Genomic DNA, 12,840 nt, shown 5'->3' on the forward strand with positions numbered 1-12,840 from the left:
CAAGTGCAGTGGAAATTTCCACTGCACCTGTTTTTATAACCAAATTATGGGTATTTATGCTAATATAAACACATAGCTATAGAGAAGGGGTGGGTTAGTATGAAAACTGAAATAGTTCCTAAAAAGAAGTACAGCATAATAAGTTACATATCTTTACTCATCGGCGTTTTATGTTTTTTGTTCGTTTTTATTACTCCGACAAGGATTGCGAATGCAGGTAATATAGTGGGAGATTATATTACAGTTGCCCTCACAGTGGCAGGTATTATACTTTCTATCATTACGATGACGAGAAAAAACGAGAAGAAGGGCATTGCTATTCTTTCATTACTATTGTCCTTATCATTCTTTATATTTTGGATCATCGCGATTATTTTATTGTTTACTGGTCAAATTAGTTTTGCGCCGTAATGTGCAATAAAAAGAGTCCTTCTCGTATGAAGGACTCTTTTTATTCGCTTTCTTCTGGTTGATATTCTAAAATATCCCCAGGTTGGCATTCTAATGCTTTACAAATGGCTTCTAAAGTTGAAAAACGGACTGCTTTTGCTTTACCATTTTTCAAGATCGAAAGGTTAGCCATTGTAATTCCAACCTTCTCCGAAAGCTCTGTTACACTCATTTTTCTTTTCGCTAACATTACATCAATATTAATAATAATTGCCATATTATTCACCTCAGACCGTTAAATCATTTTCTGATTTTATATCTATCGCATCTTTTAATAGTCTTTGGAGAACGGCAGCAAAGACCGCGATTACCATTGAAGCAAAAATTATAATCATTCCAATAATAATAATACCAGGGGCGTCATCTCTCTCTGCCACAAGATAGAAAAGTGGCATACCTAATACATATAATACACTAATTGCTAGTGCGCTGTACTTAATATTTTTTAAAGCTTTAACAGATAACTCTGAGAATGCGTTGTTTTTATCAATATAGTTTAAAAGCTTAAATGTTTGGTACAGTGCGAAGTAATAAGGTATTGCTGTCGCGTATAAATTGATAAATACAAGATATTTAATATATGCCATTTCGGGATATAATTCAGCAGCGAAATTCCCTATGTTAGGGACTAAAAAAATGCACATAGCAAGAACAGGGATACCCATTAGAATCACAGCTGTCTTTAAGAAAAGTGTTGATCCTTGTTTCATAAAAAGCACCTCATTTATTTAATATCTTATTAATTTACCATGAAATTTATTGTTTAACAATAAATTTTTATTTATTTTAATTGGAGATTTGTTGTTAAGCAAGTTAATGATGGGGAATTTTCTTTATAAGATAGATGAACTATATCAGCATGTAATGAATGAGAAAGTTACTATTGTTAGCTTTAGAAGAATTGGGAACTAATAAAACATATATAGGTTGTGAAAAGTAAAACGAAACCATAACTTTGTATGTAAATGAATGAGAAACAAATGGAGGCGCAATAATGTCGGAGTTAGCTTTAAAGATGAAGAGATTACTGTTAGTAGGCACAATCATACTAAGTATGTTATGTACTGAAAATTTGATGAATGATCATACAGTGGAAGCTAAAGTGAAAAAAGTAGAACGGAAGCCTAAAAATGTAATCATAATGGTTATGGACGGAACAAGTTCTTCAGCAACTACATTAGCTCGCTTGTATAAAGGGAAACCACTTGCATTAGATGAAATTGTAACAGGAGGAGTTCGTACATATTCGGCGGAATCAGCTATAACAGACTCAGCTCCAGCAGCTACAGCTTTAGCGACGGGGAATAAATCGAATTCAGGATATGTAGGGGTATTACCTACTATTGTGAGTTCACCTGGCTTAAAATCAATAAAAGAAGAGGACAAGTTACGTCCAGTTGCCAACGTTTTAGAAGGTGCGAAACGTACTGGTCGCGCAACTGGAATTGTTGCTACAGCTGAAATTCAGCATGCTACTCCTGCTGGGTTCTCTGCTCACCATGTAAACCGCAAGCATTTTGACGTAATTGCAGAGCAACAAGTGTATCAAAATATAGATGTCGTATTAGGCGGGGGAAAAGCAGCACTTTTACCTGAGAGAGATAGTGGGATTCGAAAAGATGGTGAAGATTTAGTAAAAGTGATTCAAAATAAAGGCTACGACTTTATTGAAACGAAAGAGGCATTATTGAAATCCAAAGCTAATAAAATTTGGGGCTCTTTCTCACATAATGCTTTAGCGTTCGATATGGATCGTGAAGCAACAACTCCAGAGCAACCAACACTCTCTCAAATGACGGAAAAAGCAATTCAAACGTTATCAAAAGATAAAGATGGCTTCTTTTTATTTGTGGAAGGAAGTAAGCCAGACTGGGCAGCTCATGTGAATGATCCAATTGGGATGATTAGTGATGTATTAGCATTTGATAATGCAGTTGCAGAAGCATTGAAATTTGCAAAAAAAGATGGTAATACGATGCTAATAGCCGTAGCTGACCATGGTAATAGCGGTATTTCTATTGGGAATATGAATACGACAAAAGGATATAATACTACGCCGGTCTCTGCGTACATTTATCCATTGAAAAAAGCGAAGATGACACTTGAAGGGACTATCAATAATTTGAAAGCTGATATATCCAATGTAGAAGAGGTAGCTAAGTTATACGGCTTGGATCATTTAACTTATGGTGAAAAAGAGAGGTTACAAGCGGCTAAAAAGAAAATAGATGTAGGTCCAATTTTCACTACATTATTGGCTAACCGTGCGAACATAGGCTTTACAACAGGAGGTCATACTGGTGAGGATGTATTTTTATATTCATACGGTCCTCAAAAGCCAGTTGGTTTGATTCAAAACACGGACGTTGCAAAGACAATAGCGAAAGCGATGGGCTTTAATTTAGAAGAAGTAACAAACAAATTATTTGTAGAGAGTGAATTAGCCTTTAAGCAGAATGGTGCAACTGTAACAATAGATAAAACTGATGTAGCGAATCCTGTACTCATAGTAAAACGTAATAATGTAACAGCTCAATTATTTGTTAACAAAAATATAATTCGTATTAAGAATAAAGATTATGAACTAGGAAGTGTTGTTGTAGAAAGCAATGGTAAGTTCTATGTACCAGAAGAAGCAAGGCGTTTATTCATAAAGCATTCTCGTTAAAAAAATGCCAATTCCTTAGCTACTACTTAGGAATTGGCATTTTTTGTATAGATGAGATTTCATTCGAAAAAACGAGGAAAGAGAACCAAAAATTCTAGAGTGAACTTCCTGTAAATTTACCTATTTTATGTTTTTCATCTTAGAAACAATATTTCTCAACATTTTAGCACTTTAAAAAGATTGAATATTCGTATTATAACGAATATTATATTGCTATCGGCAAAAATCGATAATTTGCAGACACTGGGGAGGAAATACATTGAGAAAGAAAAAGAAATTAAAACCTTTAGCGGTATTAACAACAGCAGCAGTGCTAAGTAGTACGTTTGCTTTTGGAAGTTATGCAGCGTATGCTGATACGCCACCATCTCTACCAATTGATGAGCATTTAATACCAGAGGAACGCTTGGCAGAAGCGTTGAAGCAACGGGGAGTAATCGATCAATCTGCATCACAAGCTGAGACATCAAAGGCTGTCGAAAAATATGTTGAGAAAAAGAAAGGGGAAAACCCTGGAAAAGAAATCTTGACAGGAGAAAATCTTACGCAAGAAGCTTCAGATTTTATGAAAAAAGTAAAAGATGCAAAAATGAAGGAAAATGAACAGGCGCAGCAATCCGAAGTAGGACCAGTAGCTGGGCAAAGTGCAGGATTGAACCCAGGAAAATTAAATGGAAAAGTACCGACTACACCAGCGAAGCAAGCTGAGTACAATGGGGCTGTTCGAAAAGATAAAGTACTTGTATTACTCGTAGAATTTAGCGATTTTAAGCATAATAATATCGATCAAGAACCGGGGTATATGTATTCTAAGGACTTTAATCGTGAACATTATCAAAAAATGTTATTTGGTGATGAGCCATTTACGTTATTTGATGGATCGAAGATTAATACATTTAAACAATATTATGAAGAACAATCTGGCGGAAGCTACACAGTTGATGGAACTGTAACAGAATGGCTTACTGTTCCAGGAAAAGCGTCAGATTATGGTGCTGATGCGGGAACTGGTCATGACAACAAAGGTCCTTTAGGCCCAAAAGATTTTGTGAAAGAAGCATTGAAAGCAGCAGTAGCCAAAGGTATCAATTTAGCAGATTATGACCAATTTGATCAATACGATCAAGATGGTGATGGAAATAAAAATGAGTCAGATGGAATCATCGATCATTTAATGGTAGTACATGCAGGCGTGGGTCAAGAAGCTGGCGGTGGTAAATTGAAAGACGATGCGATTTGGTCTCATCGCTCAAAACTAGGATCGAAGCCATATGCGATTGATGGTACAAAATCTTCTGTTTCGAACTGGGGCGGAAAGATGGCTGCATACGATTATACAATCGAGCCTGAAGACGGAGCGGTTGGTGTATTTGCACATGAGTATGGTCATGATTTAGGCTTGCCAGATGAATACGATACAAAGTATTCAGGACAAGGTGAACCAGTTGAATCATGGTCTCTAATGAGTGGCGGTAGCTGGGCTGGAAAAATTGCAGGTACAGAGCCAACAAGTTTCTCACCGCAAAATAAAGAGTTTTTCCAAAAAAATATGAAGGGGAACTGGGCGAATATTGTTGAGGTAGATTATGATAAACTTCGCACGGGAATCGGTACTGCAACGTATTTAGATCAAAGTGTGACAAAATCAAAACGACCAGGAATCATTCGTGTAAACTTGCCAGACAAAGATATAAAAAATATTGAGTCAGCATTTGGTAAGAAGTTTTATTACAGCACGAAAGGAAATGATATTCATACAACACTTGAGACACCAGTATTTGACTTAACGACTGCAACGGATGCTAAGTTCGATTATAAGGCATTTTACGAACTGGAAGCGAAGTATGATTTCCTTGACGTATATGCGATTGCAGAAGATGGAACGAAGACACGCATTGATCGAATGGGCGAAAAAGATGTAAAAGGCGGTATAGATACAACGGATGGTAAGTGGATTGATAAATCATATGATTTAAATCAATTCAAAGGAAAGAAAGTAAAACTGCAATTTGAGTATGTAACAGATATTGCAGTAGCATATAAAGGATTTGCGTTAGACAATGCAGCATTAACTGTAGATGGAAAAGTTGTTTTCTCTGATGACGCAGAAGGCCAACCAGCAATGACACTAAAAGGATTTACTGTGTCTAACGGATTTGAACAGAAAAAACATAATTACTATGTAGAGTGGAGAAATTACGCTGGTTCTGACACTGCATTACAATATGCGCGTGGCCCAGTATTTAATACAGGAATGGTTGTATGGTATGCGGATCAAAGCTTTACAGATAACTGGGTAGGCGTTCATCCAGGTGAAGGGTTCCTTGGAGTAGTAGATTCTCATCCAGAGGCAATTGTAGGAACATTAAACGGACAACCTACTGTGAAGAGCAGTACGCGTTATCAAATTGCCGATGCGGCATTCTCATTTGATCAAACGCCAGCATGGAAAGTAAATTCACCAACTCGCGGTATCTTTGACTATAAAGGATTACCAGGAGTTGCAAAATTTGATGATTCTAAGCCATACATCAACAGCGTTATTCCAGATGCCGGACGTAAGTTGCCAAAACTAGGATTGAAGTTTGAAGTAGTAGGTCAAGCTGAAGACAAATCTGCAGGTGCAGTTTGGATCCATCGATAAAATAAAATGAAATGAAGAGGAGCTGCCATAAGCCGGTGAAACTGACTTATGGAAGCTCTTTTCTGTTTGTAAAAAAGTTCTCGGTTTTAATTGTAAAGATTGGAAATGTATTTGATAAATAAAATGCTCAATCTGTTCAATTATAGCGCTATTTTGAGCGTAAGTAATTTGTAAGTATTGAGTAAGAAAAAAGAGATTTTTATAGTATATAATATTTATTACATCTACTTTTAACACCTGATACTAATAGTATGCTATAATGTGAATTAGCAACAAAAAGGAAAGGAATTAGAAAAATGACATTAGAAAATACTAAAAATTTAAAAAAACAAGTTGCTCCGTATGAAAAATCAACGATTAAAAAAAGTGTGTGGCAACTTATTAACACAGTCGTGCCATTTATTGTTTTATGGTACCTCGCTTATAAAAGTTTGTCTGTTTCTTATCTGTTAGCATTAGTTCCATCTCTGTTAGCTGCTGGTTTTATGACACGAATTTTTATTATTTTTCATGATTGTACCCATTATTCATTCTTTAAAAGTCGACGTGCAAATAGAATAGTAGGGACATGTATGGGTGTGTTAACATTATTCCCATTTGATCAATGGGGGCATGAGCATGCGATTCATCACGCTACAAGTGGTAATTTGGATAAGAGAGGTACAGGAGATATTTGGACGCTTACAGTCGATGAATATGTAGCTGCACCATTTAGACTTCGTTTAGCATATCGTTTATATCGCAATCCATTCGTTATGTTTGGATTAGGTCCGATTTATGTTTTCTTGCTTAAAAATAGATTTAACCGAAAAGGTGCAAGACAGAAAGAACGTATGAATACGTATTTGACGAATATTATAATCGTTGCTGTAGTAGCTATCCTTTGTTGGGCAATAGGGTGGCAATCGTTTCTGTTCGTACATGGTACTATATTCTTAATAGCAGGTTCAGTAGGAATTTGGCTGTTTTACGTACAGCACACATTTGAGGATTCTTATTTTGAAGAGGATAAAGATTGGGAATATGTGAAAGCCGCAGTGGAAGGAAGTTCATTTTATAAACTTCCAAAAATCTTGCAATTCTTAACTGGTAATATTGGATTCCATCATGTTCACCATTTAAGCCCAAGAGTACCTAACTATAAACTAGAAGAGGCACACAATAATACGCTTCCGTTAAAAAATGTACCAACAATTACACTTGCTACAAGCTTACAATCACTACGTTTCCGTCTTTGGGATGAGAAAAGTAACAATTTTGTTAGCTTTAAAGATGTAAAAAATATAATTAAAAATAATGTTTCTGTTCGGGTGAAATCGGAACTATAAATTCATCGTATATAAAACTCCCCTTAATCATTTTCGATTTAAGGGGAGTTTTTCTTTAAATGTACGTATAGGTATAAAGGGTAGAAAACAATAAATATGTTATGTAAACAAAATGTCATTATAAATTATTATTATTGTGAATGCTATAATACATATAAAGTGTAAAGCAGCAGATTAATGATTAATCATAAGAATAGATACAACGTAATAAAATAATTCTTTCAAAGGGAAGGGGCAAAAGAAAGATGTTGAATTTACGAGGGAAATACAATGAAGCGAAAGTATTTACTAATAATATTGATGAAACTGCAACTGGGCAGATTATTGACCTTTGTAATCAAGAATTCGTAAAAGATAGTCAAATTCGTATTATGCCAGATACACATGCGGGAGCAGGGTGTACGATTGGGACAACAATGACAATACAAGATAAAATCGTTCCTAATCTTGTAGGGGTAGACATTGGTTGTGGTATGGAAGTTGTTGTAATTGATAAGAAAAAAGAAGAAATTAATTTCGATTGTTTAGACGAAACAATTCGTAAATTCGTTCCAAGTGGTTTTCGTGTACGAGATAAAGAACATCGATTCTCAAAAATGATTGATTTTGATGGTGTGAGAGCTCCATTTACATTACAACGCGCTCAAAAAAGTATAGGTACTCTTGGAGGTGGAAATCATTTCATTGAATTAAATGAAGATGATAAAGGTAATGTATATATTGTCATTCATAGTGGTTCGCGTAATTTAGGTAAGCAAATTGCAGAGTATTACCAAAACTGCGCATATGAACAACTCATTGATGTTACATCAATGAGAGATGAGATTATTAAGAGGTTAACTGAAGAGGGTAGAGCAAAAGAAATACAAGAAACTTTACGAGGAATTCAGAAGCCTAAGATTCGTAAAGAACTAGCTTATTTAGAAGGGCAAGGATTCAAAGATTATATGAATGATATGAATATTGCCCAAAAGTACGCTGCGTTAAATCGTAAAGCAATGATTGATGAAATTGTTACGAAAATGGACTGGAAAATTACAGATCAATTTACTACAATACATAACTATATTGACATGGAAAATATGATTCTAAGAAAAGGTGCTATTTCAGCTCAGAAAGATGAACGAGTCATTATTCCAATTAACATGAGAGATGGTTCAATTATTGCATTTGGTAAAGGTAATCCAGACTGGAATTTTTCTGGTCCGCATGGGGCAGGACGTATCATGAGTCGTAAGAAGGCTAAAGAATCATTGAGTCTAGAGGACTTCCAAAATACGATGACAGAGGTGTGGACTACATCGGTAGTAGAAAGCACAATTGATGAGGCACCAATGGTATATAAGCCAATGAATGAAATTATCGAAAATACGAAAGAAACAATAGATATAAAGCATATTATTAAGCCATTATATAATTTTAAAGCGAATTAAAATGATAAAAGACCGCACATGAAGTGAAAGCCATGTGCGGTCTTTTATATAAGCAGGGTATTACATTGTCTCGCTAATTTTAGTTTCACTATTAGTGTTAGTAGAAATTCTTTTCTTAACTTTTAAGTGATAATAAGTGTAGCAAAAGATAATAAATGGTACAGTGCAATAGATTCCAAGTCGTTGTTCAGGGATAAAGATAAGACTAATTAATATAATGCCATACAATCCAAAACCAAGAATTGGTACAAGTGGATAAAGTGGAGTTTTAAATTTTAAGTCTTCTAATCTTCCACCGTCTGCTACATAATGTTTACGGAAAAAGAATTGAGAAACACAAATTGACATCCAAACGATGATTGTTATGACGCCAGAAATAGAAATTAACCATAAGTAAACTGTTTCAGCAGCTACAACGCTTGTTAAAAGAGAAAAAGCAGAAATGGCAATTGTCATAATTAAAGCGTTTAGAGGTATTCCTCGTGATGATAATTTTTTTAAAAAGGCTGGAGCCATTTCATTTTTTGATAATGACCAAAGCATGCGAGTTGCCGCGTAAAGTCCTGAGTTTGCGACAGAAAGAACAGCTGTAAGAATAACAAAGTTCATAATATCAGCTGCATATGGAATACCGATATTATCAAATACAGCAACGAACGGGCTTTTTGTTAATCCTGCTTCTTCCCAAGGAATTAAAGCAACGAGAACAAAGATTGCTAAGACGAAGAAAAACATCGTACGCCATATAATATTTCTAATAGAACGAGGTAAAGTTTTTGCTGGATCTTCACTTTCACCTGCTGCGATTCCGACAAGTTCTGTACCTTGGAATGAATAATTGACCGTAACCATTGTTAATAAAATAGCTGCTAGTCCATTTGGGAATAAACCACCATGATTTACGAAATTTGAAAATAGCGGAGCTGGTTCGTCGCCTTTTAAATCAATTAAACCGAACATAGCGGCGCCGCCAAGAATAATAAAAGCGATAATGGCAGATACTTTTATACTTGAAAACCAAAATTCTGTTTCTGCATAACTACGAGCAGATAATGCGTTAATAGTGAAGATTGTAACGCCAAATATTAAACACCAAACCCAAACAGGAATATCAGGAAACCAGCGCTGCATTGTAATGCCGGCAGTTGTAAATTCAAGGCCGGTTGTATTTGCCCAGCTTAACCAATACAACCATCCGATTGTAAAGCCAGTTGCAGGATTGATAAACTTAGTGGCATATTCCTGGAAAGAGCCTGAAACAGGCATGGCTACAGCTAGCTCACCAAGACATAGCATAACGAAATACATTAATAATCCACCAGCCATAAAGGCAAGTACGGATCCACCAGGTCCAGCTTGACTTATAATAAAGCCAGATCCGTTAAATAACCCCGTTCCAATCACACCACCGAGTGCAATCATGAATAAGTGTCTACTTTTCATCGTACGTTTTAATTCATTGTTTGTATTATTTACTTGCGCCATTGTTTTCCTCACTTTCGTAGTTGATAGAATAAAGTTTGATGTTTTTCCGTATTATGGAATGTATTCCGTGATGTGAAATCTTGTTATAATTTTCAGATAATTAAAAAGAAAAGTCAATATTTTTTTGTTTGCGCTTTCAAATTATTGTCCGCAACATATTTTTATTTTTAGAAAATTGAATAAATAGATTGATTTCATTTCGAATGTTTGTTAAATTGATAGGTAATTGAGCGTGCTAACATATTACAAGTCAAGTAGAGGTGAGTTATGGTACAGTCCATTGATCGAGCGATAAGTATTATAAAGTTATTAAATTCTACTAATGAAAAAGAGTATTGGGCCATTTCTGATATAGCGGACAGAACACATCTCCCAGTTAGTACAGTACATAGATTACTTAACTCTCTAATCGAGCATGGGCTAGTTACACAAATTTCAGAGACGAAACAGTACAAAATTGGACCAATGTGGATGGAAATAGGATTACGACAATTGGAGAAGGTAGACTACAGATCAGTCGCAAGAGAAGTAATGAAACGATTGGCCTATGAAGTGGAAGAAAGTGTTTATTTGAACATTCCAAATGGAACACATTCTATTATCATTGAAAGAATGGATAGCCCTTTAAAAATTCGAGTGATTGATAACTTAGGGGAACAGATTCCTCTTTCGATTGGTGCTGCAAATAAAACGATGCTTGCCAATATGAAACAGAATGAAATGGAATATATTGTTGAGCAACTACTTTCTGCTTTACCAGAACAAAAGCAAATTCTTCTTGATCAAATAAAGCAAATAAGAAACGAAGGATATGCTGTCAGTTATGGAGAAAAAACAGAAGGGACAGCTTCAGTAGCTGCACCTATTATCGGATTTAATCATAAAGTAGTAGGAGCATTAAGTGTTGGGTTAATTAGTCATCGCATTAATGATGATCGACTTTCTTTTCTTATTAGTAAGGTAAAACAAGCAGCACATGAAATATCAATAAAAATCGGCAGTACATCAGAACTATAGTTTTGATAGCTGTCGTCATTTTTTATTCATATACTGGAATTCATTTTCATAATACGGAAAAATAGGGGGATTTATATGTCAAAGTGGCAATCAAAAGAACAATTGATTCAATTATTAAGCGGTCTTGTTGAAATTCCTAGTATTACAGGTACAGAAGCTGAAGTGATATTGCCAGACTTTGTTGTGGAACAATTATCTGATTTACAGTATTTCAAAGAAAACCCGCATCATTTGCAAAAAAATCCGACAGGGGACGGAAGATATTTTATTACAGCACTAGTAAAGAAAAGTGACCGTACAAAAAATACCGTAGTTCTAGTTAGTCACTTTGATGTTGTAGATGTGCAAGATTACGGAGTGTGGAAAGAAGATGCATTTAATCCTAAAAAGTTAACATCTATGTTTTATGCTCATAAAGATGAGCTTCCAGACCATGTACGTGAAGATATAGAACATGGAGATTGGCTGTTTGGTAGAGGAACAATGGATATGAAATGCGGCCTCGCATTACAAATGGCAATGATTGAGCAAGCTTGCGAAGGAAGGTTTGATGGGAATGTTCTTTTATTGGCTGTACCAGATGAAGAAGTAAACTCTGTAGGGATGAGAGCTGCTGTTCCAAGATTACTAGAGTTAGCAAGAGAACATGATTTAGAGTATAAAACGGTACTAAATTCAGAGCCTATGTTTTCAAGGCACCCTGGTGATCAAAAGAAATATATTTACACTGGTTCTATTGGTAAAGTGTTACCTGGTTTTCTTTGCTACGGAAAAGAGACACATGTAGGTGAACCTTTTGCGGGCCTAAATGGGAGTTATATGGCTTCATTAATAACAGCAGAATTAGAGTTGAATACAGACCTTTGTGATATTGTAGAAGGGGAAGCGAGTCCTCCGCCAACTAATTTACTTCAAAGGGACTTAAAGGAGGATTACTCTGTACAAATTCCGCATCGTGCAGTCACATTATTTAATTTGTTTTTACTAGAAAAATCAATGACAGATGTCGTTTCATTGTTACGTCAAAAAGTAACGAAAGTAGCAGAGAAAATAGAAGAGTCGTATGAAAAACATGCATATCGTTTTTCTAAATATAATCCATTCATACCACCTAACCTCAAAGTAAATGTATTAACGTATGAAGAGCTTATCGCATATGCAATTGAACAACATGGGCAAGAGAAAATAAATGAAATTCAATCTAGCATTATAAAAAATAGAGAAGATAAAGATGATCGTGCGGTAACGATTGATTTAGTAGATAAATTAGCCATCTTATGTAAAGAAAAAGCACCGATGATTGTACTTTTCTTTGCTCCGCCATATTATCCAGCTGTAAGTTCACGCAACAACCAATTAATTAAAGAGGTAGTTGGAGAGATGGAAAAGTATGCAAACTTCAATCATAATATTTCATTTGAAAACCAAAACTATTTTGGAGGAATTTCAGATTTGAGTTATGTGGGCTTACAAAATCCATTACATTCAATGAGTTCACTTGTAGACAATATGCCATTATGGGATAAAGGTTACTCAATTCCACTTCAGGAACTAGAAGAATTTGATGTTCCAGTTTTAAATATGGGACCGGTAGGAAAAGATGCACATCAATGGACAGAACGTCTAGATGTAAATTACGCATTTGAAACGCTATTAGACATGTTACCGATTTGCATTGAAAAATTACTTGTTTCTAATAAAATTACACAAGTATAGTAGGGAAGGGAAAAGTGAAATTATTTTAATATAATTAACAACTAAAACGGCTAAACTCAAGTAAATTCGAGTTTGGCCGTTTATTATGTAGTGCATTTC

Annotated in this window: 10 protein-coding genes; 7 read left to right on the plus strand and 3 right to left on the minus strand. The window is 35.2% G+C overall.

Features of this window, described 5'->3' with window-relative positions; all coding sequences use genetic code 11:
• Window positions 1-99: 99 nt before the first annotated feature.
• Window positions 100-411 (plus strand): hypothetical protein, encoded by a 312-nt coding sequence (locus MR070_RS11975; RefSeq protein ID WP_242261377.1) that lies wholly within the window; start codon window positions 100-102, stop codon window positions 409-411.
• Between the two features lie 40 nt (window positions 412-451).
• On the opposite strand, the gene MR070_RS11980 is transcribed toward MR070_RS11975, so the two are convergent.
• Both MR070_RS11980 and MR070_RS11985 read right to left on the minus strand, forming a co-directional pair.
• Window positions 452-667: a helix-turn-helix domain-containing protein gene (locus MR070_RS11980; protein ID WP_000974621.1), complete on the minus strand. Its 216-nt coding sequence runs from the start codon at window positions 665-667 to the stop codon at window positions 452-454.
• Between the two features lie 10 nt (window positions 668-677).
• The gene (locus MR070_RS11985) at window positions 678-1,160 is read right to left on the minus strand and encodes a DUF2975 domain-containing protein (protein ID WP_000809105.1); all 483 of its coding nucleotides are present in this window, start codon (window positions 1,158-1,160) and stop codon (window positions 678-680) included.
• Between the two features lie 284 nt (window positions 1,161-1,444).
• On the opposite strand from MR070_RS11985, the gene MR070_RS11990 reads away from it, so the two are divergent.
• The 4 genes from MR070_RS11990 to MR070_RS12005 all read left to right on the plus strand — a co-directional run bounded on the left by MR070_RS11990 (window position 1,445) and on the right by MR070_RS12005 (window position 8,523).
• Complete coding sequence (locus MR070_RS11990; protein WP_242261378.1) at window positions 1,445-3,118, plus strand: alkaline phosphatase; 1,674 nt, start codon at window positions 1,445-1,447, stop codon at window positions 3,116-3,118.
• 259 nt (window positions 3,119-3,377) lie between these two features.
• Window positions 3,378-5,762: an immune inhibitor A domain-containing protein gene (locus MR070_RS11995; RefSeq protein WP_242261379.1), complete on the plus strand. Its 2,385-nt coding sequence runs from the start codon at window positions 3,378-3,380 to the stop codon at window positions 5,760-5,762.
• A 296-nt stretch (window positions 5,763-6,058) separates the two neighbouring features.
• A complete protein-coding gene (gene desA / locus MR070_RS12000; protein ID WP_000171511.1) occupies window positions 6,059-7,090 on the plus strand; it encodes a Delta(5) desaturase DesA in 1,032 nt (343 codons plus the stop codon).
• 245 nt (window positions 7,091-7,335) lie between these two features.
• Entirely contained in the window at window positions 7,336-8,523 is a 1,188-nt protein-coding gene (locus MR070_RS12005; protein WP_242261380.1) for an RtcB family protein, read from the plus strand.
• 60 nt (window positions 8,524-8,583) lie between these two features.
• Here the strand turns inward: MR070_RS12005 and MR070_RS12010 are convergent, their stop codons facing one another.
• Window positions 8,584-10,008, minus strand: a complete 1,425-nt coding sequence (locus tag MR070_RS12010) for an amino acid permease (RefSeq protein WP_242261381.1) — start codon at window positions 10,006-10,008, stop codon at window positions 8,584-8,586.
• Between the two features lie 267 nt (window positions 10,009-10,275).
• On the opposite strand from MR070_RS12010, the gene MR070_RS12015 reads away from it, so the two are divergent.
• Entirely contained in the window at window positions 10,276-11,025 is a 750-nt protein-coding gene (locus MR070_RS12015) for an IclR family transcriptional regulator (protein ID WP_000250772.1), read from the plus strand.
• Window positions 11,026-11,100: 75 nt separating this feature from the next.
• Window positions 11,101-12,741 carry a M20/M25/M40 family metallo-hydrolase gene (locus MR070_RS12020; RefSeq protein ID WP_242261382.1) on the plus strand — a complete coding sequence of 547 codons (1,641 nt, stop codon included), beginning with the start codon at window positions 11,101-11,103 and terminating at the stop codon, window positions 12,739-12,741.
• Window positions 12,742-12,840 lie beyond the last annotated feature (99 nt).

Source organism: Bacillus cereus group sp. BfR-BA-01453 (assembly GCF_022662915.1).
GTDB lineage: Bacteria > Bacillota > Bacilli > Bacillales > Bacillaceae_G > Bacillus_A > Bacillus_A paranthracis.